This window comes from Nonlabens sp., assembly GCF_965660805.1.
In the GTDB taxonomy this organism is placed as follows: domain Bacteria; phylum Bacteroidota; class Bacteroidia; order Flavobacteriales; family Flavobacteriaceae; genus Nonlabens.
Genome location: NZ_CBFIBE010000010.1, coordinates 12,968 through 38,677 on the forward strand (window position 1 = coordinate 12,968; position 25,710 = coordinate 38,677).

At 35.7% G+C, this 25,710-nt stretch carries 25 protein-coding genes and 1 other RNA gene; 10 read left to right on the forward strand and 16 right to left on the reverse strand.

All coding sequences use genetic code 11. The features are described 5' to 3' along the window. Positions 1-70 precede the first annotated feature (70 nt). The 5 genes from ACTF48_RS04220 to ACTF48_RS04240 all read left to right on the forward strand — a co-directional run bounded on the left by ACTF48_RS04220 (position 71) and on the right by ACTF48_RS04240 (position 6,130). Positions 71-1,174, forward strand: a complete 1,104-nt coding sequence (locus ACTF48_RS04220) for a serine hydrolase domain-containing protein (RefSeq protein ID WP_438961895.1) — start codon at positions 71-73, stop codon at positions 1,172-1,174. A 69-nt stretch (positions 1,175-1,243) separates the two neighbouring features. After that, on the forward strand, positions 1,244-3,784 hold the full coding sequence (locus ACTF48_RS04225) for a PIG-L family deacetylase (protein WP_438961896.1): 2,541 nt from the start codon (positions 1,244-1,246) through the stop codon (positions 3,782-3,784). Beyond that, on the forward strand, positions 3,744-3,878 hold the full coding sequence (locus tag ACTF48_RS04230; protein ID WP_438961897.1) for a hypothetical protein: 135 nt from the start codon (positions 3,744-3,746) through the stop codon (positions 3,876-3,878). Before ACTF48_RS04225 ends, ACTF48_RS04230 begins: the two co-directional genes overlap by 41 nt. Then, positions 3,865-5,604, forward strand: coding sequence for a sodium:solute symporter (locus ACTF48_RS04235; protein WP_438961898.1), 1,740 nt, complete (start codon positions 3,865-3,867; stop codon positions 5,602-5,604). The genes ACTF48_RS04230 and ACTF48_RS04235 overlap by 14 nt, the downstream gene beginning before the upstream one ends. A 13-nt stretch (positions 5,605-5,617) precedes the next feature. Continuing rightward, positions 5,618-6,130 carry a hypothetical protein gene (locus ACTF48_RS04240; protein ID WP_438961899.1) on the forward strand — a complete coding sequence of 171 codons (513 nt, stop codon included), beginning with the start codon at positions 5,618-5,620 and terminating at the stop codon, positions 6,128-6,130. A gap of 76 nt (positions 6,131-6,206) precedes the next feature. On the opposite strand, the gene ACTF48_RS04245 is transcribed toward ACTF48_RS04240, so the two are convergent. The 5 genes from ACTF48_RS04245 to ACTF48_RS04265 form a co-directional block, all read right to left on the reverse strand. Further along, a complete protein-coding gene (locus ACTF48_RS04245; RefSeq protein ID WP_438961900.1) occupies positions 6,207-7,052 on the reverse strand; it encodes a DUF2911 domain-containing protein in 846 nt (281 codons plus the stop codon). A gap of 96 nt (positions 7,053-7,148) precedes the next feature. After that, the gene (locus ACTF48_RS04250) at positions 7,149-7,532 is read right to left on the reverse strand and encodes a TSUP family transporter (protein WP_438961936.1); all 384 of its coding nucleotides are present in this window, start codon (positions 7,530-7,532) and stop codon (positions 7,149-7,151) included. 17 nt (positions 7,533-7,549) lie between these two features. After that, complete coding sequence (gene cls / locus ACTF48_RS04255; protein WP_438961901.1) at positions 7,550-9,019, reverse strand: cardiolipin synthase; 1,470 nt, start codon at positions 9,017-9,019, stop codon at positions 7,550-7,552. Positions 9,020-9,021: 2 nt separating this feature from the next. Next, a complete protein-coding gene (locus ACTF48_RS04260) occupies positions 9,022-9,969 on the reverse strand; it encodes a transglycosylase SLT domain-containing protein (RefSeq protein ID WP_438961937.1) in 948 nt (315 codons plus the stop codon). A gap of 42 nt (positions 9,970-10,011) precedes the next feature. Continuing rightward, positions 10,012-10,659, reverse strand: a complete 648-nt coding sequence (locus tag ACTF48_RS04265; protein WP_438961902.1) for an alpha/beta hydrolase — start codon at positions 10,657-10,659, stop codon at positions 10,012-10,014. Positions 10,660-10,845: 186 nt separating this feature from the next. Here ACTF48_RS04265 and ACTF48_RS04270 point away from each other — a divergent pair, with 186 nt between their 5' ends. Next, complete coding sequence (locus tag ACTF48_RS04270) at positions 10,846-11,157, forward strand: N-acetyltransferase (RefSeq protein WP_438961903.1); 312 nt, start codon at positions 10,846-10,848, stop codon at positions 11,155-11,157. 3 nt (positions 11,158-11,160) lie between these two features. Here ACTF48_RS04270 and kdsB read toward each other — a convergent pair whose 3' ends face one another. From kdsB to ACTF48_RS04295, 5 genes are read right to left on the reverse strand one after another with little or no spacing between them, the layout of a single operon-like run. Further along, positions 11,161-11,898 (reverse strand): 3-deoxy-manno-octulosonate cytidylyltransferase, encoded by a 738-nt coding sequence (gene kdsB, locus ACTF48_RS04275; protein ID WP_438961904.1) that lies wholly within the window; start codon positions 11,896-11,898, stop codon positions 11,161-11,163. 33 nt (positions 11,899-11,931) lie between these two features. Then, the gene (locus ACTF48_RS04280) at positions 11,932-12,366 is read right to left on the reverse strand and encodes a hypothetical protein (protein WP_438961905.1); all 435 of its coding nucleotides are present in this window, start codon (positions 12,364-12,366) and stop codon (positions 11,932-11,934) included. Positions 12,367-12,372: 6 nt separating this feature from the next. Next, on the reverse strand, positions 12,373-12,852 hold the full coding sequence (locus tag ACTF48_RS04285) for a hypothetical protein (protein WP_438961906.1): 480 nt from the start codon (positions 12,850-12,852) through the stop codon (positions 12,373-12,375). A 12-nt stretch (positions 12,853-12,864) separates the two neighbouring features. After that, positions 12,865-13,467, reverse strand: coding sequence for a DUF4126 domain-containing protein (locus tag ACTF48_RS04290; protein ID WP_438961907.1), 603 nt, complete (start codon positions 13,465-13,467; stop codon positions 12,865-12,867). Position 13,468: 1 nt separating this feature from the next. Further along, complete coding sequence (locus tag ACTF48_RS04295) at positions 13,469-14,893, reverse strand: ATP-dependent DNA helicase (protein WP_438961908.1); 1,425 nt, start codon at positions 14,891-14,893, stop codon at positions 13,469-13,471. 119 nt (positions 14,894-15,012) lie between these two features. Here ACTF48_RS04295 and ACTF48_RS04300 point away from each other — a divergent pair, with 119 nt between their 5' ends. Genes ACTF48_RS04300 through rsmD form a run of 3 tightly spaced genes read left to right on the forward strand, consistent with a single transcriptional unit; the run spans position 15,013 to position 17,067 of the window. Further along, entirely contained in the window at positions 15,013-15,771 is a 759-nt protein-coding gene (locus ACTF48_RS04300) for a hypothetical protein (RefSeq protein ID WP_438961909.1), read from the forward strand. Between the two features lies 1 nt (position 15,772). Further along, positions 15,773-16,525: a DUF3822 family protein gene (locus tag ACTF48_RS04305; protein ID WP_438961910.1), complete on the forward strand. Its 753-nt coding sequence runs from the start codon at positions 15,773-15,775 to the stop codon at positions 16,523-16,525. Next, positions 16,516-17,067, forward strand: a complete 552-nt coding sequence (gene rsmD, locus ACTF48_RS04310) for a 16S rRNA (guanine(966)-N(2))-methyltransferase RsmD (protein WP_438961911.1) — start codon at positions 16,516-16,518, stop codon at positions 17,065-17,067. The genes ACTF48_RS04305 and rsmD overlap by 10 nt, the downstream gene beginning before the upstream one ends. Before the next feature lie 81 nt (positions 17,068-17,148). Here the strand turns inward: rsmD and ACTF48_RS04315 are convergent, their stop codons facing one another. Both ACTF48_RS04315 and rnpB read right to left on the reverse strand, forming a co-directional pair. Next, positions 17,149-18,786: an ABC-F family ATP-binding cassette domain-containing protein gene (locus ACTF48_RS04315; RefSeq protein WP_438961912.1), complete on the reverse strand. Its 1,638-nt coding sequence runs from the start codon at positions 18,784-18,786 to the stop codon at positions 17,149-17,151. 441 nt (positions 18,787-19,227) lie between these two features. Continuing rightward, an RNA gene (gene rnpB, locus ACTF48_RS04320) (RNase P RNA component class A) lies at positions 19,228-19,557 on the reverse strand. 100 nt (positions 19,558-19,657) lie between these two features. On the opposite strand from rnpB, the gene dnaX reads away from it, so the two are divergent. Continuing rightward, entirely contained in the window at positions 19,658-21,511 is a 1,854-nt protein-coding gene (gene dnaX / locus ACTF48_RS04325; RefSeq protein WP_438961913.1) for a DNA polymerase III subunit gamma/tau, read from the forward strand. Between the two features lie 129 nt (positions 21,512-21,640). Here dnaX and ACTF48_RS04330 read toward each other — a convergent pair whose 3' ends face one another. The 4 genes from ACTF48_RS04330 to ACTF48_RS04345 form a co-directional block, all read right to left on the reverse strand. Further along, a complete protein-coding gene (locus ACTF48_RS04330) occupies positions 21,641-22,201 on the reverse strand; it encodes a porin family protein (protein WP_438961914.1) in 561 nt (186 codons plus the stop codon). A gap of 74 nt (positions 22,202-22,275) precedes the next feature. After that, positions 22,276-23,172: a Ppx/GppA phosphatase family protein gene (locus ACTF48_RS04335; protein ID WP_438961915.1), complete on the reverse strand. Its 897-nt coding sequence runs from the start codon at positions 23,170-23,172 to the stop codon at positions 22,276-22,278. A 2-nt stretch (positions 23,173-23,174) separates the two neighbouring features. Further along, positions 23,175-25,226: a polyphosphate kinase 1 gene (gene ppk1 / locus ACTF48_RS04340; protein WP_438961916.1), complete on the reverse strand. Its 2,052-nt coding sequence runs from the start codon at positions 25,224-25,226 to the stop codon at positions 23,175-23,177. Beyond that, on the reverse strand, positions 25,223-25,708 hold the full coding sequence (locus ACTF48_RS04345; protein WP_438961917.1) for a SixA phosphatase family protein: 486 nt from the start codon (positions 25,706-25,708) through the stop codon (positions 25,223-25,225). The genes ppk1 and ACTF48_RS04345 overlap by 4 nt, the downstream gene beginning before the upstream one ends. Positions 25,709-25,710: the final 2 nt, after the last annotated feature.

Here is a 25,710-nt window from a genome sequence, read left to right on the forward strand (position 1 = left end):
CAGACCTCTATAAACTTTTACATTTATTTATAGTCAAATCATTATCATTGTAATCTTAAAAGCAAGCCCGATGAAGTATTTGTATTTCCCCATAACTGTATGGATTATTCTCCTTTCCTCTTGCACATCGCCAGACAATTCTGATAATATAGAAGACCTAAATGAATTCACCTATTTCCCACCTATCACAGGAACAAACTGGGAAACCACTACTCCATCTACTTTAGGGTGGAACACTCAAAAACTCAATGAACTCCATACCTTTCTAGAAACTAATGAAACGAGAGCTTTTATAGTCTTAGTAGATGGTAAGGTCGTGGTTGAGGAATACTGGAATAATGATTTACTAGGACAATCCTTTGATGTGAACAGCACATGGTACTGGGCTAGTGCTGGAAAATCACTTACCGCTACTTTAATAGGAATAGCGCAAGAAGAAGGTTTTTTAAATATAAATGATAAAACATCAGACTATTTAGGAACTGGATGGACCAGCATGCCACAGGCTCAAGAAGATTTAATCACCATAAAAAATCATTTGACATTAACTACAGGAATAGATTTTAATGTAACTAATGAAGATTGTTATGATCCATCTTGTTTTAATTATCTTGTAGATGCAGGAAATGAATGGTATTACCACAATGGAACCTACTTAATCACGCATGATATTCTGGAAGCAGCTACAGGAGTTACTAATAATGAATTTACAACTACTGCAATAAAAGATAAAATAGGCATGTCGGGACTTTGGGTTAATACCGCTCAATCCAGTAATTTATTCTTTAGCAATGCAAGAAGCGCAGCACGTTTTGGGTTACTTACCTTAAATGAAGGGACATGGGATGGAACTGCTGTTTTAGGAGACAGTAACTATTTTAACGCCATGATCAACACCTCACAACCTATTAATGAATCCTATGGTTACCTCTGGTGGTTGAATGGAAAAAACTCCTTAAGATTTCCAGGCTCTACAGCCACCATTCCATCTGCGGTAACACCATCAGGTCCTTCAGATATGATAAGTGCTCTAGGTAAAGATGGTCAGTTTATAGATGTAGTTCCTAGTTTAGACATGGTGGTGATACGCATGGGCGGTAGCTCTGCACAAGAGCCTGTTCCTGTTTTATTTCATGATGAGATGTGGTCTAAGCTCATGGAGGCTATGGAATAAAACCTCGCATTTACAAAAACAAATCTTTACCTATAATTAAGAATTGAAAATTCTATCTTCACACACGATATGAAGAAACTTATTTTTACATCTTTAGTTGTTCTACTTATCATACAACAGGCAACAGCTCAAGAAAATAGATTATTCCCTAAACAGCCTAATACAGCCGAAATCTATCACAACATAGAACGACTAGGTTTTCTAGGAACCGCACTGTACATCGCTGCACATCCAGATGATGAGAACACAAGGCTTATCTCCTATTTGTCTAATCATCGCATGGCGCGTACAGCTTACTTATCGCTAACTCGTGGCGATGGTGGTCAGAATTTAATAGGACCGCAATTGCGGGAACAACTCGGAATGATACGTACGCAAGAATTGTTAGAAGCTAGAAATATCGATGGTGGACAGCAGTTTTTTACTAGAGCAAATGATTTTGGCTACTCAAAACATCCAGATGAAACTTTTGAAATCTGGAATAAAGATGCCCTACTGGATGATGTCATTAAAGTCATTCGTGAGTTTAAACCTGATGTAATTATCAATAGATTTAATCACCGCACACCTGGAACCACTCATGGCCACCACACGGGAAGCGCGATGATCAGCATGGAAGCATTTGATAAAGCGGCTTCTAATTATAAAGTTCCTGGTTTAAACTTAGCACCATGGAAAACAGATCGTTTATTCTTTAATACGAGTTGGTGGTTTTATGGTAGTCGTGACGCTTTCGCGAAAGCGGACAAAACAAACCTTTTAGAAATAACAAGCGGCGAATTTTATTCATGGATTGGGAAATCTAATGGTGAAATTGCAGCGTTGAGTCGTAGTGAGCATAAATCACAAGGTTTTGGTAGTAGTGGTTCTCGCGATTCACAAACGGAATACTTAGAATACTTAAAAGGATCATTTCCAGATGATAAAGAAGACCTATTCTCTGGAATCAATACGACATGGTCACGCGTAAAAGGTGGTGATAAAATTCAAGACCAACTCACTAAAGTAATTAGTCAGTATGATTTTTATGATCCAGAAGCTAGCTTACCACAGTTGATCAAACTGCATAAAATGATCAGCGCACTGGATGACAAGCATTGGAAACCTATTAAACTGGCAGAGCTTGAACAAATTATTTTAGACATCAATGGAGTTTACTTATCAGCAACTACAAATTCACAACAAGTAACTGCTGGTCAATCGGTTCCTGTGAGTATAGAATTTACAAACAGATCCTGCATAGATATGGATGTAGAATTTGTCTGGAACGCAAATCTTCATGTAGAAAAAACAAAACGTACCATAGATGCTAAAACATCTGAACAGATCAACACTCCATTTAGTATTCCTGAAGAAGCTTATGCCACTACTCCATATTACCTAGTCAAGAAAGGAACTTTAGGAATGTATGCCGTGAGCGATCATATGCAAATAGGTTATCCTGAACTGCCTTTACAGTTTGGCGGTTATGCTCGTATTGATGTAGGCGACGGATTAGTAATTCAAAAGGAATTTACGGTACATTTTAAAACCACAGATCCAGTACGTGGTGAGATTCACGAACCGCTCCATATTGTTCCTGCGGTTGCGGTAAGTGTTCAAAATCCAGTATATATTTTTAAGAATAGTGAATCACAAAAAATTCCTGTAACTGTAAAGGCAAATGAGAATACGACTGCTGGAACGGTTGAATTATGTGGTCCTAACGAATGGAACATCACACCTACAACTATGAACTTGCCTGCTATGAAAAAGGGCGAAGTCGCAACCTATAACTTTAAAGTAACGCCACCAGATGGTGCTGCTCGTGGTTTAGTTTCTGGACTGGTTAAAATAGGTGGTGAAAGCTATACAAAAGAAGTAATTTCTATAGATTACGATCATATTCCAGACCAGCAACTGGTGCGTAATAATGAAGCGCAAGTCGTCCAACCTGGATTAGAAAATACTGCCCAAACCGTTGCGTATATCAACGGCGCAGGTGATGATGTTGCCACTGCCATTGAGGCGATAGGCAGCAAGGTATTCCGTTTTAATCCTGACGAAGTTCCTGCAGATTTATCTAAATACGATGCTGTAATGGTAGGAATCAGAGCCTATAACGTCGCTCCTACAGCAATGGCAGCACTGCAACAATCGCTAGATGGATACGTAAAAAATGGCGGTACACTCATCATGCAGTACAATACCAATCGCAGGATAAGCCCAGATGCATTAGGGCCATTGTCTATTACGCTTTCGCGAAAGCGAGTTACCGATGAAAACGCTGCTGTAACCATCCTAAATCCTAAACATCCACTATTGAGCACACCTAATCAAATCACAGCTGCTGATTTTGAAAATTGGGTACAAGAACGTGGATTGTATTTCCCTACGGAATGGGACAGCGCCTTCACACCGCTGTTAGGAATGAACGATAAAGGCGAAGAAATGACCAAAGGAAGTTTAATCGTCGCAAATTACGGGAAAGGTCACGTAGTTTACACAGGATTATCACTATTTAGAGAATTACCAGCTGGAGTAAGCGGTGCTTACCGTTTACTGGCTAATATGATAAGTTTAGGATCGCATGGAACAAGAATCAACACCACAGAAGAACAGCGATTCTAAACGCTGGAATAAGTGGTACATCATCGTTATAGCTGCAAATCTAATGTTTGCAGTCATTTTTTACATCATAACTGCCGTTTATGGAACTCATTGATTGGCTCATACTGAGCTCTACACTAGCATTCATCGTACTTTACGGTGTGTATAAAACACGTGGTAAACAATCTAGTGAACAATATATAAAAGGTGGCGATGCACGCTGGTGGACCGTAGGATTATCTGTAATGGCAACGCAAGCCAGCGCGATTACGTTTTTAAGTACGCCAGGACAAGCGTACACCGATGGATTAGAATTTGTTCAGTTTTATTTTGGGTTGCCTATAGCAATCATCATCATTTGTGTGACCTTTATTCCTATTTATCATAAGCTGAAAGTTTATACCGCTTATGAATTTCTAGAAAAACGGTTTGACTTAAAAACCAGATCACTAGCCGCTATATTATTTTTAATTCAGCGTGGACTAGCCGCAGGAATCACCATTTATGCACCAGCAATTATACTGAGTGCTGTACTGGATTGGGAATTGAAATACTTGAATATTATCATAGGAGTTTTAGTAATTATTTATACGGTTTCTGGTGGTACTAAAGCGGTAAACGTTACCCAAAAACAACAAATGATCGTGATCATGGCGGGAATGATTACTGCATTTGTATTGATCGTAACACAGTTGCCAGATAATGTGACCTTTGACAATGCCTTAACCATGGCTGGTAGTGCAGATAAGATGCAGATTTTAGATTTTGACTTCTCGCTAGAGGATCGTTATAATGTATGGAGTGCGATTTTTGGAGCTACGTTTTTAATGTTAAGTTATTTTGGAACAGATCAATCACAAGTACAGCGTTACTTGTCTGGGAAATCTGTTTCCCAAATGCGCATCGGTTTATTATTTAATGGATTGCTAAAAGTGCCTATGCAGTTCTTTATTCTTATGGTAGGTGTGATGGTTTTTGTATTCTATCAATTTAACAACACACCATTAAACTTTAATCCTGCGGCAGAAAAGGCCGTACTAGAAAGTCAATATGCCGCAGAATATCAAGAATTACAAGAACAACACTACTCTATTCTTGCTGAAAAGCAAGCCATGCAACGAGATTATGCTAAGAAACTTAACGGTCAATTCATCGCTCCTGAAGATAAACTAGAACGTCGTTTAGCCTTTTTTAGAATCAATGAAGAGCAAAATCGAGAAGCAGCACGCCAGTTAATTCAAAAAGCAGATGATGGTATTGAGACTAATGATAAGGACTTTGTCTTCATTCATTTTATACTCCATCATTTACCCAAAGGATTAATAGGATTACTACTTGCCGTCATTTTAAGCGCCGCGATGAGTTCTACCGCTAGTGAACTCAATGCGCTTTCCAGCACTACAGCAGTAGATATCTACAAGCGTTTTAAACATTCACCTGATAAGGATGATGATCATTATGTGCGTATGAGTAAATGGTTCACGTTGATGTGGGGAATTATCGCGATAGGATTTGCCAGTGTGGTATCATTATTTGACAACTTGATCCAACTGGTAAATATTATAGGATCACTTTTCTATGGGACTATTCTAGGAATATTCCTAGTAGCATTCTACTTTAAGAAGGTAAAAGGTCGTGCGATATTTATTGCAGCTTGTATTTCAGAAGCGGTTGTGATCATTTGTTATTGCGTAGATGAATTTGTTCCTGGCGTGAGTACATTACCATTTTTATGGTTGAATCCATTAGGTGCTTTGTTGACGGTTGGGCTATCTTGGTTGATTGAGACTGGAAATAAATCATCTCCTAACAAAGAGGTCTCGTATAACAGAGGTTTATAAAATAATTTTTTTAATGAAACATTATTATTACTCAGACGGCATTAGTGAGTTTGGTCCATTTACCTTAACGGAGTTAAAGACTAAAAGACTGCGTCCTGATTTTAAAATAAGAGTTGACGCCATTTCATTTACTGAATTAGCGTCCAATATACCTGAATTAGAATCGTTATTCAAAGCTCCTGCACCTGTTCAAAAGACTAAATACCAGCAAACCCATTATTATAAAAAAGAAGCCCCTGAAAATTCAAAACGCGATCAATTACTTCTTACCGTTCTAATCATTTGGGTTACCAGTCTTGTTTTAAACTTAATAGTAAGTTTCATTTTTAGAGATTCCATTTCATCTGGTATAAAAACAGAATATGTTATTATGGGCGTTATCAATTTATTAACTGCTGTTTTGCCTGTAATGATTGCGCTGTCTATTCAAAATAGAACTTTAAAAATTATCGGTATTATTATAGCTGCAATTCTCACCTTACGTTTTGTTTATGGTGCTGTTCAATTGATGACTTTTTCGTTTTAGTGCACAAAAAACCACCTAGTTTCCTAAGTGGTTTTGATAGTTACGCTTCTGCGAAAGCGTTAATATAAAGAGATCATTACATCTTAACGCCCCATTCTTTAAGGCTATCCATGTTCATTTTAACATAGTCATCATTACCAGCTGCTTTAGCTTTTTCTAGAGATTGTTTAGCTGTTGTTATGGCTGCTGTTGTATTTCCCATTTTTGCCTCTATCAATGATTTCTTGCGGAACATCCAGAACGCTTTAGGGTTCATTTCTGTAGCCTTAGTAATCCAGTCGTGTGCTTTTTCAAGGTCTTTTCCTGCGTCTAAGTAAAAAGAAGCCGCCTGGTAATAATCGTTTGCACCAGGACCTGCCATTACTTTATCTATACTGGCTTGGGTCTTAGTCTCTGTAGGAACCGTAAACGGAATCGCTACCATTGTATTCTCCCACATGATTTGTAAATGTGCACTGTCCATAGTTAGCTCATTAATTGCCATAGTAAAGCTTTCTTGAGCGTTTTTAAGTTTGTTAACCGGCACTGTTGCTGTTACTACTACTTTAGAATCATCCCAGTTTCTAGGTGTTCCCCAATTAGACGTATCATTATAAAGCATGATCTTCCAGTCTTTTTTTCCAGGTTTTGTAAAAACCGCATAAGAACCAGCTTTAACATCTGTTCCCGCAAATTGAACATCATCAGAAAATGTAATGGTAGAGTTTGCATTTGCACCAGTTCTCCACATTTTATCAAAAGGGACAAGGTTTCCAAAAATATCGCGATCTCTCATCGCAGGTCTTGAATACTCTAGAGTAACCTCTGTAAGTCCTACGGTTTGTTTCACCATTGCGCTTGGGCTAGGTTGTGGAGCGTCTATTTGTGCTGCAACTATTGTAGTTACAAATAATGACATAAATGCAAGTAATGTGTATTTCATGATATAGAATTTAATTTATGAATGGTAAAATAACAGCTTTTCAGAGACTCTATTTGTTATCATTTTCATAATAACTGAAGACTGTTAAAAAAGGAATTAAGCTTTGGCACTAGAGAAGAAAATCATTTTAACAGCAACAATTATAAGTATGATACCAAAAACTTTCTTAAGCAACTGTTGATTCAAACTTATAGCTACTTTAGAGCCAAAGTAACCACCTATAATAAAAGCTATAGCAATAAAAGGAACGTAACGCCAGTCTAGCTCATGTCCATTCTTGTGATAGGTATATGCCGCAAGTAAAGTAACTGGAACAGCCAGCACAGCTAGGCTCATTCCTTGTGCTTGATGCTGACTATAGCCTAGAAACCATATGGCTAGTGGCACCATAATCACGCCACCGCCTATTCCTATACTACCACTCAAAAATCCAGCAAGTAGTCCTAATATTACTAAAAGAATTATAGTTTCTAAAGTCATTTTCTTAGATTTCATAGTTATAATAAAGGAGCCCACAATCTACAAAAAGACTCTTTAAATTTGTTCATTTTATCTCGTTTAATCCAAAGATCTAAATGTACTTCTTCACAATATTCAAGATCGATTAAGAACTGATTATTAAGTTGCTCAGCGATTTCATGATCATAGATTAATGCATTAATCTCAAAATTAATATCAAAACTGCGATAATCCATATTTGATGTTCCTATGGTAGCAAACAGCCCATCTACGACCATCGTTTTAGCATGTAACATGCCGCGATGGTACCAGTGAACGTGTATACCGCTTTCTAGCAAATCTTCAAAATAAGATCGTGACGCATATCGTGCTGCCCAGCTGTCTCCTTTTTTAGGAACCATAATATGAATTTCTACACCACTACGCGCCGCGCTTTTTAAACTGGTGAGTATCGCCTCATTAGGAATAAAATATGGAGTTGTAATATATACCGTTTCCTCTGCAGTATTAATGGCTATGAAGAGTGCTTCCATGATATTTGCCCAGTCTGTGTCTGGACCACTAGCGGCTATTTGAACGGCTTTATTCTCTGGTAAAGTTATCTCAGGAAAATAATCTTTGTGAATATGGTACTGATCTTCTTGTTCTTTAATAAAAAACCAATTAAGCAACCACTGGGCTTGTAAACTTTTAACTGCATGCCCTTCTATGCGCAAATGCGTGTCGCGCCAGTAGTTACCGTTATAATTAATAGGTTCATTTACATAATCATCACTTATATTCACGCCACCTATATAGCCTATACTACCATCTATAATAAAAATTTTGCGATGGTTACGGTAGTTTGCTTTTCTTGTGAATTTTGAGAAAAGCACTGGCATAAAAGCCGCATGCTCAATACCAGCAGCAGTCATTTTATTCCTAGCCGCACGGGAAATATCACTTCCTACAGAATCATAGATCATTTTAACTTCTACTCCTCTATGAGACGCCTTTATTAATGCGTCTATGACTTCATTTCCTATATGGTCGTCACATATAATAAAGTACTCGAGATGGATATGATGCTTAGCTTTTTTTATGTCTTTAAATAACTGGTTGAATTTTGCTCGACCATTAATAAGCACTTGTAAATTATTGCTCAGCGTGAGTGGCGCTGCTTGATTATGTCGCAGGAGCTTGACCATTTTAAGCCGGTCTATCAGGAAGGTTTCTTCATATTTATCCAGATCATCATCTGAGATGTGCAGGCGCTTGTTCCAGTTATGGATCAGCTCGTTTGCATTGAGATCTTTGCGTTTAAAAATTTTGGACTTGCGGTAATCCAGACCAAAAAAGTAATAAATCCCTAAACCTAAAAAAGGTAAAGCCACCAGAAACAGTAATGATGATACCGTTTTACGCGGATTTTGATTACTACGTATCAAGAAAAATGCGGCACTTATGGCAACTATATAATTTGCGATAAGTAAACTCAAAAACCAGTTATTGAGTATCCAGTCCAGCATATTTAATCGTAGTAACCAGCTTCGGGAATTTCAATTTCATAGAGTTTTTTAGACTTATTATTAAGTTGACTCTCTCTTAACCACGGATTATGGATTTTTAATATCTTATAGTTGATGTTATTCGCTTTCGCGAAAGCGGCTAAATCATCAATCTCATAATCTACTTTAATCTTTCTAGTAGGCACTTGATAATAGTACTGCTCTGGCTCTATATGGAAACCAAAACTCTGTGGAGCTTTTAAAATTTCTTTTAAGGCTAGAATTCTAAACATATAACGACCCGTTTCTTGATTGAGTAATAAGTCGTAGTAGTCTGTAACCTGCTGGCGTTCCAGCTCTCTATTAACTCCAGCATTTCCTGCATTATAAGCTGCTGCAGCTAGTGTCCATGATCCCATGCGTTCTTTACTATCTTTAAGATATTTACAAGCAGCACGTGTAGCTTTTTCAAGGTGGTAACGCTCATCTACATTTGAGTTTACTTCTAGACCGAGTTCCTTTCCCGTAGTACTCATAATTTGCCAGAAACCACTAGCGCCTGCTGGTGACACGACATTATTCAAACCACTTTCTATAACAGCGAGGTATTTAAAATCGTCTGGAATTCCTTCTTCTGCGAGAATCGGTTCTATGATGGGAAAGTACTTTTTAGACTTTTTAATGAGCATAATCCCATTAGATTGCCAGTAGGTATTTACTAAGAACTCACGATCTGCTCGTTCTTTAATATCTGGATTGTGAAGTGGTACTGTTTCTCCTGCAAAGTCTAGGGTTTTAGGTAACTGTAAGGCATATACTCCATAATCACCTACTCGAGAAGATTCTTTAAGCTCTGAAACAGATTGTGGTTCAACCTCTGAAGGTCCTGAACTTTGTTGCACAGCACTCACGCCTAGCAATAAAACGACTACAATTCCTGCTCCTATTAATATCTTTTTCATGCGTTTTATATTTGGGTTAAATATAAAGGAATAGTACTGATTCTATAAGGGTTATTCTGAAATGATTTGAGCTAAGTTATCATTAAACCAGCGGAATCTATTAATAATCATAATATGTGTGCCGCCAGGAACAATGATGGCATCATTAATATATTTTATGGGAAAAATAAGATCGCTATCACCGTGTATATGTATAATGTTTTCTGGGGTTTCTTCTTGATCCCAGTTCACAATAGTGTGTAGTGCCCAATCTAAATATCTACTATCATTTACATCTAGGTATTTTTTATAAAGATCCAGCCTTTTAGGAGCAAGCCCAAAACTGTACTTCATTAAAGTTTCTATGTTCTCAAATAGACGAGTAGGTAATATTTTATGAATTCCCGTTTTTCTACTAAAGTGCATTCTTCTAGGGAACTCTTTATTATTTTTCACACTTGAAATAATAATAGTTTTTTGAACAGAGATTTGCTTTGCAATTTCTTGAACGATAACACCACCGAAGGAAACGCCTATAATCACTGGGTTTTCATGGTGTATTTGAGTAATTAAACGCGATACATAAACAGGTAATGGCTCTTTTTTTTCTGGAATAAGCCAGTGCATATAATGAACTTCAAACAGCTCTTCATTTAATTTTATATGTTCAAAAATTAAATCAGAGGCTGCCATTCCAGGCATGAAATAAACAGGAGTCATTTCAAGAATATATTTAGTATCAATGTTTTAACAAATGACATATTCTAATGAAAATAATAATAAGTTATATTTGCAAAGTTATAAAGAGTAATTTTTACGCTTTCACTAATTAACCTCAAAGTTGTAACAAACTTAAACCTTTAGTGAAGGAACCTAATGCATTTTTAGGTGTTAAAAAGAATGGACATGGAAACAACGACAACAATTGAAATTACTGATAATACTTTTTTACGCCAGTATGAGTGTGTAAAAGATGGTCAGCTTGCAAAAATTGAATATTCACAACAAGAACGCAAAATATTTTTAACTAAATTTATTATCCCTGAATCTCTAGAGGATGATGCTGATTTTAAAAACAAATTCTTAAGAGCTGTCTTTATCAACATAAGAGACGAAAAAGAAATTAAAGTTGTTCCCACGCATCCTAAGATCGCTGGTTTTGTGCGCAAAAACCGAAACGAATTCAAAGAGTTACTTCCCGTAGGAATCAGTATTTAATATTTAATTATTCTTATTCCACAGTTCTCGAGCAGCATCTAAGTCTGCTGGAGTATCTATACCTATACTAGCCTGATCTGTAACGATCATGCTTATTTTTTTACCATGTTCTATGTAACGTAAACATTCTATTTTCTCCTTTAATTCTAGTGGAGTAGCATCAGAGTTATAAAAATCGAGTAAAGCTTCTTTTCTAAAAGCGTAGATCCCTATGTGCTTATAAATAGGTACCGCTACTTCTTGTGATCTTCTATAAGGTAGCGGACTGCGAGAAAAATAAATAGCATTTCCTCTTAAATCTGTAATGACCTTAACATTATTAGGGTTTTGTATTTCTTGTTCTTGTTTTATCTCATGCATGAGTGATGCTAGCGCAATAGATTCTTTGGTATCATTCTTAAAGACCTCTAGTAATTTCTCTAAGTCTACTTGATTTGTAAAAGGTTCATCTCCTTGTACATTAATTATGATATCTGCTTCTATATGTTCCACAGCCTCTGCAATGCGATCACTGCCACAGTCGTGTTCTTTTTTACTCATAACAGCTTCACCACCATGAGCGACTATTTCTTTATAAATAATCTCACTATCTGTAGCCACTAGAACTTGATCAAACAGGCCCGTTTCTACAGTGGCTTCATAAGTTCTCACAATAACTGGTTTACCACAAAGATCTTGCAGGAGTTTTGCAGGAAAACGACTGGCTTCATATCGTGCAGGAATGACGGCTATTACTTTCAATAGGGTTGTTTTAAGAATTAGTTACAAGATTAATCAATTCTCTAGTACTGTGACCTGTTTTTCTTTAAATAAATCTACAATCACCTGAGCCGCTGGTCTTTGAAAAAGATACAGATTTCTACGTTTACCGTTTTTTAATTTGATGACTATAGAGTTGCGACTGACTTTTGCATTTACTTCCTTAATATTATCTTTATTAATTTGTGGAATTGCCGTTCCTTTATATAAACTCAGGAAAAAAACCACCAAACATAGTATTCCAAAAACTAAAAAGAAAAACGCAAATCCATCCTTATCTGATTTTAAATAAAAAACAGTCATAATAATGAAATTGCAAAACATAATAATATTCAAAAGCCATACTTGAGACTTTGCATTATCATCTATTAAAAACATGTTTTCCTGCTCGTCATAAGTAACAACAGAGCTCTTATTTTCAAAACGTTTTTTAAATGAAAAACTACTCATAATCTCTTAATAATTGAGTGGTAAAAAACTATAGTTCTCTCTTCGATTTACGGGAACATTTAGTCCTTCAAAATATGCAATCATAGAATCAGAAGTTTCATATGGATTAAGAATGAGGTTGCGGTATTTTCCGTTTTTAAGCTTTACACTTAATCGGTCTTCTTTAGTGACTAGCGTTTTAAAAACGAGTAATTCTTCAATAGAATTTAGCCTAATTCTATAGGCTGCACTACTTTTAAAAAAGTAGCAAAAAAGAAGAAACGGCACCGCAACACTAAAAGATCCAATCAAAAATCCTTTAAGAATAGAAATCCAGCCTTGCGTTTCAAAAGATGTTTGCAATAATAAAACCGACGATAATGGAGCTACTACAACTATAAACATTTGTATCAATCGATAATATGAAGCATTATCTATAATCACCAACTCATTTGTGGCATCATCTATAGATAATTGCGATGTTTTTCTACCTGGAAAGAATGACATAACCTCTTGGTTTTACTCTATCTGCTTTCGCGAAAGCGTTTTTTTCTTAAACAGCTTTTTATATAATTTCCTAATCGCCAGAAAAATCATGACCACGATTATGGCCGCAAAAACAGGCGCAATTAAAGAAAGAATACTTAAAATACTGCTCACACCAGCCTCAGCAGTACTTATGACTGGGTTTGCAAGACCGCCAGTAGTTGTTGTACTGGTTAATCGAGCTGCACCAGCGGTACTCGCTACGCCTGCAGCTGTTCCTCCACCAGCAATAATAGCGAGTGTCCATGTGTAAACTGGATCTAAATCACCCACCACACTTACCATAACTGCTGTTCCAGCTATGGCTGCTAGAGGAACTGTAATCGTGTCCAGTAAATTATCTACATAAGGAATATAGTATGCGACCAGTTCTACAAACGCAGCCACACCTAAAATAATAACAGCTGTTAAGCTACCTGCCCATGCCCAGTCTGCATTAAGTGGCACCACACCTATATAAGCTGCTATACTCAAGAAAAGTAAAGGAACAAAGACTCTAAAACCAGCACTGGCTGAGAGGCCTATCCCTAGACAAATACTGACAAATATTTCAAAATTTGAAGTGATCCATTCCATATTATTCTATAAAAAAGTCTTTATTGAAGCCTATAAGATACAAATTTGTTTTGGCACGCGTTACCGCTGTGTACAGCCATCTCAAATAATCTTTAGAAGGTCCATCTGGCAGGTAAGGTTGCTCTACAATCACATTTTCCCACTGTCCACCTTGTGATTTATGACAGGTAATAGCATAAGAAAACTTAACCTGTAGTGCGTTAAAAAACGGATTTGCTTTAATCTCCTTGTACTGTTTCCACTTAGGCAATTTAAGATAATCCATGCGCACTTCTTGATAGAGTTTATTAGACTCCTCATAAGTAAGTGACGGCGACTCAGACTCGAGCGTGTCTAGCAATAATACTGTTTCAAAGGGTTTTTCTTTTGGATAATCTACCATACGCACCTTAACCTCAGCAAATTTAAAGCCATAAATATTTTTAAAATTAAAAATCTCTAGGATTTCTACGATATCACCATTTGCTATAAAACCAGCGGCACTATTAGGTTTTAACCAGTGATAATTATTTTTTACCACCATGAGATAATCTCCTGAGGCAAGCTCGCTTTCGCGAAAAAGAATACGCGACCTAATTTGCTGGTTATATAAATTTGCTCGTTTATTAGACCTTACTATGATAGCCGTTTCCTCGTGACCTTGAGTATCATAAGCCGTTTGAATCGCTTCCATAATCTCATGCCCATCGATCAATCTATTAATATCAATAAATGGATCTACATCAAATTTAAAATCATAATCCAGTTCCTCAATATGATTTCTGATGCGTGTAGCATTTAATAAAATTCCAGAATCTTTTTCCTGTCTTTTTACTTCATCAAGCTCTACACAAGTAACCTGTTTTAAATAACGTCTCTCAAGTAGATCTGGCTCCAGTGCTGGTGAAACATCTAATTTTACTGGTGGTAATTGTGCCGTATCACCTACTATTAAAAGCACACAATTCACACCAGAATAAACAAATTCTATTAAATCATCTAGTAAAGAACCATTACCACCAAACATTTTATTCTCACTCGCCACATCAGGTATCATAGAAGATTCATCTACTATAAACAGTGCGTTGCGCCGTTTGTTTTGTTTTAAGGTAAATTCTACGTTACCACCTTTTCCCTGAGCCTTAGGATAATAGATTTCTCTATGAATGGTACTAGCCGTTTTATTACTATAACTGCTTATTACTTTTGCGGCTCTACCAGTAGGCGCCAGAAGAACACAAGTCATTTTTGCCTTCCATATATTCTTAACGATAGCGCTTATGAGCGTGGTTTTACCTGTCCCAGCATATCCCTTTAATAAAAACAAGGTGTTCTTATCTTTATCTATTACAAAAGAAGAGAGCTTTTCCAGCGCTCTATCTTGCTCAACCGTAGGTTGAAAAGGAAAATCTTTGAGTATAATTTTATAATATGCTGCTGCCGTCATGAATCATTGGTGAAAACCTGATGATAAACTTAAGGCAAATTTAAAATCTGACATTAGGAAGAGCCAAAAAATATTGTAGATTTGTTAGCTTTGAAAACTCATTTAATAATTTATTTCACATGATCGTTGCAATTATATTAGGAATAATCGTTTTAATAGGCCTTGCCATATTAATCAATAAAATTCCACGAAAATTCCATATCATTATTGTAGGTGTACTATTAGTCCTTATTGCTTTTTTTGGTTACAAGCTTTATAATTCTATTGCAGCACCTGTAAAGTTTGAAAAAGTTAAAGAAGAACGATACAAGCAAGTCATCTCACAACTCATAAAATTACGTGAGGCACAAAACGCTCATAAAACCATCACTGGTAAATACACAGATGACATTAATAAGTTAGCCCAGTTTGTAGACACCGCTCAATTTGCTCTTTTAGAGCGCAGAGATAGTTCTGTAGCAGACCGCGAGAAGAACAAAAGATTTGGTTTAGATGCAGATAGCGGTGGTTACTATAAAGAAATTGTGATCACAGATACCTTAGGATATAAATCAGTAAAAGACTCTTTATTCCAAAATGTAGAAATAACAACATTATTAGATTATGATTTCTCTGTTGAAGGTAAAAAAGTAGATGCTCCAGGAAAAATATCTTTAGAAACGGGTATTTTCTTTGATGATGATAATCCTATTAGTGTTTTTGAAGCTATTGCTCAAAAGAAAGATATCTTATTTGACCAGCCAGAAAGACTTTTAGAACAAGAACTAAGAACCAAAGCTGTAGAAGGTGTTACAGGTGAGAATATAGTAGTAGGTAGTTTAACAGAAGTTACTACCAGTGGTAACTGGCCTAGACAATATGCTTCAAACGAAAAGTAACATGTCTGAAGAACTTAAAAAAATGTCCGTCTTGATTCATCAAGATGGACTTTCTTTTTATATCTATTCCTCAAGTGGTGTACAAGATTTAATTTCTAAATCTTTTAAACACGAGTCTAATCCCATAGAAATACTACGAGAAATAGAAACAGCTTATCAAAATGAAGAGTTACTCAATCAACTATTTGAACAAGTAAGCTTAATCTATCATCACCCTATTTTTACAGGAGTTCCGGTATCCATTTATCATGAAGATCATGAATCAGATTATTTAAAGTATAATACCAGAATCCTAGAGACAGATATCATTAGTAATGATGATGCTGTACAATCTCTAGATTATAAAACGATTTACATCGCATACAGTAATATTAATAATTACTTCTTTGATAAATATGGTGACTTTGATTATTACCACTACACCACTTTAGCATTAAAGCAACATATATCGCTTGCGCAAAAAAATAACTCAATCATCATCCTAGACCTTAAAGAGTCTCATTTTTACATAAGCATCTTTGTAAATGGCAATTTAAGATTACATAACTGCTATCCTCAACAAGCTATTGAAGACATACTATACTACACCTTGTTTACTGCACAGCATAATCAATTAGATCCTGAAACCATGGAGCTTAAAATCCTTGCAAACACAAAAGAAAAAACACTCTACGATTTGCTATATACTTATGTGCGCCAGGTAAGCTATGTCACAGATGCTACTTCATATCTAGAAAAAATCTTATGCGTATAATATCAGGAATACACAAAGGCAGACGCATCCAAGCGCCTAAAAATCTTCCCGTAAGACCTACTACAGATATGTCTAAAGAAGCCTTATTCAATATATTGAGACATCGCACACACATTCCAGGTTCTCGAGTACTAGAGTTATTTGCTGGTAGCGGGAATATGAGTTATGAATTTGGTAGTCGTGGTGCCGCAAGTATTCTGGCGGTAGACCAGCACAAAGCTTGTTTAGACTTTATAAAAAAAACAGCTTCTTCATTAGAGTTACCTATAGACACTAATAAAGCCGATGTTTTTAGTTTCCTAGAAAAACACAAAGGTAACTATGATCTCATCTTTGCAGATCCACCTTACGGACTAGATGAAGCACAGTTCCATACTATAGCCACTATGGTGCAAGAGCAAGAATTACTTGCTCCAGGTGGAATATTCATCATGGAACATTCTAAGCACACAGATCTTTCAAGCCATTCATGGTTAGAAAGTTCTCGTAGATATGGTGGTACTGTTTTTAGTTTCTTTGAAAACCCAGATGAAGAGGAATAAGTTGAGAAAATAGATCGCTACGTTTAAAGACTCTAGAAAATAGACTTTATTAAAAAGTAAAATTTATAGTTAATATATACTCTACCCCATCAAATTAATATCGGCAATATTTTTAATTCTATTTCTTTCTAGGAAGGCATCAATGGTTTCAAAGTGTTCAATCACACGCTGATCTTTAAACTCAAATACTTTCTCAGATAAGCCTTGCAAGAAATCTCTATCGTGAGAAACGAGAATAAGTGTTCCGTCATAAGTAGAAAGTGCTTCTTTTAAGACATCTTTAGATTTAATATCAAGGTGATTAGTAGGTTCATCTAGAATCAATAAGTTTACAGGTTCCAGCAGTAACTTCACCATGGCAAGTCTGGTTTTCTCTCCACCAGAAAGTACACCTACTTTTTTCTCCAGATCATCACCGCTAAACATAAACCTACCTAAAATATTTTTAAGCTGCGTGCGCACATCACCTTGGGCTACTTCATCAACAGTTTGCCATATCGTTAACTCATTATCTAGTAAGGCCGCTTGGTTTTGAGCAAAGTAACCTACTTTAACATTGTGACCTAGTTGACAGTTTCCTTCTACATCTATTTCTCCTAGAATTGCTTTAATCATGGTAGATTTTCCCTCACCATTACGACCTACAAAGGATACCTTTTCGCCTCGAGCGATAGACATACTAGCATTTTCAAAAACCACCTTATCCCCATAAGATTTAGACACCTCTTTTACCGTTACAGGATAATCACCAGAACGTGGTGATGGTGGGAAACGTAATTTTAAGGCAGATGTATCTACCTCATCAATTTCAATAATTTGTAATTTTTCAAGCATCTTCTCACGAGAATTTACTTGATTAGTCTTAGAATAAGTTCCCTTAAAACGTTCAATAAATGCTTTAGTGTCTGCAATGAACTTTTGTTGCTCTTGATAAGCTTTTATTTGATGCGCACGGCGGTCTGCTCTCAAGACTAGGTAATGAGAATAAGTAGCTTTATAATCATGGATTTGTCCCATGGTTACTTCTATGGTACGGTTTGTAATATTATCTATAAAGGCTTTATCATGTGAGATGACCATTACAGCATTTGCCTTATTAACAAGGAAATCTTCTAACCAAATCACAGATTCTATATCGATATGATTCGTAGGCTCATCAAGTAATATTAAATCTGGTTTTTGAAGTAGAATTTTTGCTAGTTCGATTCTCATGCGCCATCCACCACTGAATTCACTGGTCTGTCTGGTAAAATCTTCTTGTTTAAAACCTAGACCTTTAAGCGCTTTCTCTACTTCGGCATCATAATTTACCTCTTCTAGCGCATAGAATTTTTCTCCTAGTTCTGTCACCTTTTCTATGATGCCCATATACTCAGCACTTTCATAATCTGTGCGAGTAGTTAATGCTTCATTCAACTCATCCATTTCTTGTTTCATGGAAGTGATGTGTTTGAAAGCTTTGGCCGTTTCTTCAAAAACGGTACAATCATCTTCAGTAAGCAAGTGTTGTGGTAAGTATGCTATGACCGTATCTCCAGGAGTTCTTACATGACCACGAGTGGCTTTTTGCTCACCAGCGATAATTTTCATCATGGTAGATTTACCAGCTCCATTTTTACCCATTAGTGCTATTTTATCTGTTGGGTTAATGACAAATGAAACGTCACTAAAAAGTGTAGTTCCACTAAATTCTACGGCTATATTTTCTACGGTAATCATGATATTGTTTTTGCGGTGGCAAAAGTAGGGTTAATTACAATTTTAAATTAATTATAGATTAAAATTAGTCGTGCCCGACTAAGACAAAAGATCGCTGTCGCTGATAGACTAAAGAAGAAAGACATTATTAAGGAGTTTGAATTGCAGTGCTTTATAAGTTTTAAAATTTCATATATAACGTATCATTTTTGCTTTTCAATAGCAAGGTGTACTTTTTAAAAAATCTTATGAAGCGATGCTATCAGTAGATCTTATAGTATAGATAAAACTTTAATCGGACACTAATGGATTAAAATCTAAAGTGAATATGAAAAAATTACATAGGAATAAGACCACTATGCTCCGAGACATCATATGAAAGAGATTATTACATATTGAATTTATAAAGTCTTCATAAATAGTTTGTGACTTATAGCGATTTTTGATTTTTGATTGGAATTAAAAAAAAGCAGGTCTATAAGCCGGATTCTGTTCACCCGATATTATCGAGATTCTCTATCATTTATCTAGGATTACAATTGCTTGTAACCTCTATCTGTTTACCCTTCAGAATCGCACGGATCGCACTCAAGCTCTGATATACGCAACATTTCACCGTATAGAGTTTACCTGGTTTCACTACAGCTTAACCTGTACATTCTTTCTGTTGCACTAGTCCTATTACGCTTTCGCGAAAGCGAAAACACAACGACGGTCGTTAACCGTTATACTATCCTATGGTGTCCGGACTTTCCTCCTCGACTTTATCGAGGCGATAGAGCGACCTGCTACCACAAAATTACTTTATTTTATGAGATAGCTGTTGATAAATCTGTGAAATAATCTCTTATAATGATGAGTCAAAATATGACAGGCTATTATCTTTGAATCAATGGAGCCATTTATAGTATCTGCAAGAAAATATAGACCCGAGACTTTTGAAGACGTAGTAGGACAAAGCTCTATTACTAAAACACTTGAGAACGCTATAGCGAGTAATCACCTGGCACAAGCCTTACTATTTACTGGTCCTCGTGGTGTAGGTAAAACGACTTGTGCTCGTATTCTAGCCAAAAAAATCAATCAACAAAATGAAGAAGTAGACCCTAATGAGGATTTTGCTTTTAATATTTTTGAACTAGATGCGGCCTCAAACAACTCTGTAGATGATATACGTAGTCTTACAGAACAGGTGCGCATACCACCGCAAGTAGGAAGTTTTAAGGTGTATATTATAGATGAGGTTCACATGCTGTCTACTGCTGCATTTAACGCTTTTCTTAAAACGCTTGAAGAGCCACCTGCTCATGCTATTTTTATACTAGCCACTACTGAAAAACATAAAATCATACCTACTATTTTATCTAGGTGTCAGATTTTTGACTTTAAGCGCATTACTATTTCTGATATGCGCAACCACTTAAAACGTATTGCTGAAATAGAAGGTATCACTGCTGATGATGAAGCACTTCACATTATAGCTCAAAAGGCAGATGGTGCTTTAAGAGATTCCCTTTCTATTTTTGATAGAGTGGTCAGTTTTTCTGGTAAGAATCTAACCGTTCAAGCGGTAACAGAAAATTTAAATGTGCTCGATAGAGATACTTATTTTAAGATGACTGATCTTATCATAGAAAGCAACATACCACAGTTACTGGTAGATTATGATGTGATTATGTCTAAGGGTTTTGACGGTCATCATTTTATAGCTGGTCTTGCCTCTCATTTAAGAGATTTAATGGTGTGTAAAGATGAACGTACATTGCATTTACTGGACGTGTCTGATAAGGTTAAGGTGAAATATGCAGAGCAATCTCGCAAAGTAGACTTAAAGTTTTTAAGAGAAGCTATCAACCTAAGTAATGATGCAGATTTTAAATATCGTAGCAGTCGCAATCCACGACTTCATATAGAGTTATGTCTCATGCAACTAGCCTCCATCTTAACAGATGGAGAAAAAAAAAATGATGTAAACTACATCATTCCAGCTGCGCAGTTTACTAAGCAAGCTACAACTACTGAACAACAGTCTCTAGACCACAAACCTCAAAAAGTTACTACACCAGAACCCAAATCTGTAGAACCTGAGACCACAGCTACTGAACTCAACCAACCACCTGTAAAAGAAAAGGTTAAATTCATACAGGTTGAAGAAACACCAGAAGTGACAGCACCATCTAATGTCACTCAAGAATCCACAAAGGAAGGTGGCAACCCTATGGATGCAACGAATGCTCCAAAGAAATCATTAGAAGAAGCTCGTAAGAAGTTACTAGATCGCAACAAGAATAAAGTAAGTGGTCTTTCTTTAAAAGCTATTAGTGCAAAAAAAGCTCATGTAATAAAAACTACTCCAGATCAGGTGCAAGAAGATGCTTTACCTGAAGAACCGTTTACAGAAGAAAGTGCTCAAGAAACATGGGCTTCTTATGCAGTGCATTTACAGGAACGTGGTCAGCTTATCCTAGCTTCAATAATGGAGGCAGACACTCCTAAATTAAAAGGTAACAAACTAGTATTGCGCTACCCTAACCTATCGATGAAGGAAGATTTAGAAAAAGCACAAGGTCAAGTCTTAGAATATGTTAAAGCAGCGCTGAACAACTATAATATTGAATTAGAAATTCATGTAGATAAGACAGTTGAAAAAAAATATGCCTATACAGATCATGAGAAGTTCCTAAAACTAGTGGACAAAAATCCTGCGATAGATCTATTACGTAGGAGCTTTGATTTAGAGTTATAATACCTACTTATCATTCAAGTAACACATGTAATACCAAATTGAATTTATCTACAGGATTAAAAAAACAAAATAGCACACCATAAAAAAAAACCTCATTTGAGGTCTTTTTTTTATGCTATGAACTTCAAGTTACATCTTGTAAGCTACACCTAGCTGAAAATATCTATTATTAGCCTCATTATTTTCACCAAATGCTCTATCAAAAACGTTAGATAATCCATAACCATATCTCACGTCTACAGAAAAATTCTGTGAAAAGTTATACCCTAAACCACCTACTGCTGCAAAGTCATAGTTATAATAATCATTATTATCTTTTTGACCTACATTAACACCTACCTGTGGTCCTAATTTTAAAAACAATTTTTCACCTAGATTAATTTTTGTAAGAAGACCTACCTGTAACCAGTTTGTTTTTATTTCTACATAATCACCAGATTCAAGCTCTATGTCATCAGCCTTTGCACCAAGTGCAGAAAGACCAATTTCTGGAGAAAGGCTAAATGTATTATTCAACTGTATGTCTGCAAAGAAGTTTGCATGAAAACCAAAACGATTATCAAGATCTATATCATCACCTTCTAAAGAAGAATAGTTCATACCTATTCTAAAACCGTAATTAACAGGTGATTGTGCATAAGACAATAATGGCATTGCTATTAAGGCAACTAAAAGTATAAGTTTTTTCATTTTCATTATAATTAATTATACAAATTTAAATTACTCATTCATATCTTATTCAAAAGTTAATCAGACTTCTATTATTATCGATGATCAGCATTAAATATAGATTTAATGATACCATCAGCGAGCCCTATTTTAGGAACATAAATATTCTTTGCTCGACTCCATTTCATGGCACTCAGATAAATGCGACAAGCTGGTATAATAACATCTGCCCGATCTTGATTTAAGTTTAAATGATAAATACGTTCTTCATAAGTATATGATTGTAACTTTTCATAATAACTAGAAAGGTATAGATAAGATAATGGTTTACCAGATGACTTTTCACTTGATTTATAGATGTTATTAATGTTACCACCAGAACCTATAAGTTCAATTTTAGTAAAAGGTGCGCTAATTTCTTTAATCCAGTTTTCAGCCCCTGACCATAATTTTTTACTTACCATATCATTAAGCAATCTTACTGTTCCTATTTTAAAGGAACGCGATGCTTGCTCAACTCCATTTGCAAAAAGAGTGAACTCTGTACTACCACCACCTACATCTACATATAAGTACACCTTACGATCATCTATGATAGAGTGTAAGTTAGTCATAGCTATTATAGCTGCTTCATGAGAGCCGTCTATGATTTCAATTTCTATTCCTGTTTTCTTCCTAATGAGTTGCGCTACTTCTTTACCGTTTTGTGCTTCTCTCATGGCACTTGTTGCATAAGCTTTATACTTCTCTACCTTATGCACATCCATTAATAAGGAGTAAGATTGCATACTTTGTAACATACGGTCTATATTTACTTGACCTATGTTCTGGGTAGTAAAAACGTCCTGACCTAACCGTATAGGCACTCTAACTAAACTCGTTTTTTTAAAAACCGGTGGTTCATTTTCAAATAATTTTACAGAGGCTACTAATAGTCTTATAGCATTAGAACCTATATCAATAGCGGCATATTTATGAATTTTAAAGCTCATACTTATAATTGATTTTTATAGTACTCATAAGTAGCAAATTGAGACCTGATTTGTTCCTTAGTTTTAGGTACATAATTATTAAGTTGATTTGAACAAATTTCGCGAGCTTTTACATTATCAGCCCAGCATATATCTAGTGTTTCCAGAATCTCTTTCTTTACGTTTTCATCATAAATAGGACAGGCAACCTCCACACGATTATCTAGATTACGTCCCATCATATCTGCACTGGAAATAAAAACTTCAATAGCTCCACCGTTATTAAATTGATAAACTCTAGGGTGTTCTAAATATTTATCGTCTATACTTATGACTCTTATATTTTCACTCATTCCTTCTACTCCAGGAATAAGACAGCATATTCCACGCACTATAAGTTCTATTTGTACACCTGCGTTTGAGGCCTGATAAAATAGATCAATCATTTTAAAGTCAGAAAAGCTATTCAGTTTCATTCTTAGATGTGCTTTTTTGCCCGCTTTCGCGAAAGCGATCTCACGACGAACCCTACTCTCAATACCATTTCTCAAGGTATGAGGAGAAACTAATAAATGTTTATATCTATATATTTTATAGTTCACCTCAAAGAAATCAAATACCTTATCGACTTCTTTAAGGATCTTTTTATTTGCTGTAAACAAGGTATAGTCTGTGTAGATTCCTGCTGTTGCTTCATTAAAATTACCCGTAGAAATGAAGCCGTACCGTATCATTTTACCTTTCTCTTCTCTAGAAATTAAGCAGGCTTTACAGTGTACTTTAAGACCTGGAACGCCAAATATGAGCTTAACGCCTTCTTCTTGCATTAACTCTGCATAATTGATATTTGCTTGCTCGTCAAAACGTGCTTGTAATTCAATAGAGACTGTGACTTTCTTACCGTTTTTTGCTGCATTAATGAGTGAGGCAGCTATTTGGGAAACTTCAGCAAGTCTATAAATAGTAATTTTTATATCCTGCACTTTAGGGTCAAGAGCAGCTTCTCTCAAAAATTTAATAGTATTTGAAAAAGTATGGTATGGAGCATATTGTAGAATATCTTGTCGAGAAATCATCTCCAGTAAACTACCTCTCATGGAAATTCCCTTAATAGGAAGCGGTGTTTTCTTTTCATAAAGTAGATCTTTTCTACCTAAAGATGGGAATTTTAAATAGTCTCTTCTATTATGATATCTTCCACCAGGGATTATAGAGTCTGAGTCGTCTATTTCTACTTTACTCATTATAAAACGAAGTGTATCTTGATGAATAGATTTATCATAAACAAATCTTACGGGATCACCGTCTTTACGGTCTTTAACACTTCTACTTATCTTTTCTATTAGGCTCTTTTTAAGATCTATATCTATATCTAGTTCAGCATCTAGTGTCACCTTAATCATGTGAGCTTCAAGATGATCATAGTCAAAGATGTTAAAGATGTAATGCATTCTATCCCTGATCAGATCATCTAAGAGGATAATATACTGTTTATGGTCATTTTCTATTGCTGGTAATTCTATAAATCTACTAAGTGATTTAGGAATTTCTATAAGGGCATGTTTTACAGGTAAGGTTTTATCTTTCATCACCATGCGCACTGCTAGGTAACCTAGTCCATCTCTTAAGCTAGGAAATTCAGTATCTTCATTAAGCATTATAGTAGCTAGTGCAGGACTTACTTCGTGGTTAAAATAGCTTCTTATAAAATCTTCATGTTCTGGTAGAATTTCTGTTTCATCTACTATAATAATATTCTCATTTTTAAGCTCTTCTTCTAATTGGTTCAAGATTTCAAAACTTCTTCCTTGATCCACAATCACCTCAGCGGTAATTTTTTCAAGTAAATTTGCTGCTGCTATTCCTCCTAGAGATTTTTTTGCATTTTTTCCAGCTCTTAAAATACGTTTTATAGTCGCATAGCGTACTCTAAAGAATTCATCTAGATTGTTTGAAAAAATACCGAGAAACCTAAGTCGTTCAATTAATGGTACGTTCTTATCTGAAGCTTCTTGTAAAACTCTATTATTAAACCTTAACCAGCTTAATTCTCTATTGAAATATTTTTGACTCATTTTAATTTTTTAGGAAATAAGTGAGAAATTGTTTGCCCTTTTTTAATATCCATCCAGTTATCTGAATTAAACTCTATGATAACTACTCCTGTGGTAGGTACATTATTAAAATACTGATTACCTAGTTTATTTACTAGATCCGTAAGACCATGGTTATGTGAAAAAAGCATTAATGTATCCACTTCATTAGGACAATTAATAATAGATTGAAGAAGATCATCTCCATCAAATGTATATAACTCGCGTTTAAGTTGAAAATTTGATAAAGAATAATCTACATATTCTGAAATAATAGTGGCCGTCTGTAAGGCTCGGGCAGCGGTGCTGGACCATATTGCATCATAAGACAATCCCATTTCACTTAATGCACAACCTATTAAATGAGCATCATTTATACCGCGTTCCAGTAGCACACGATCGTGATCTCTTACTTTTAAATCCCAACTAGATTTACCATGTCTAACTAAAAGTAATTTTTTCATGG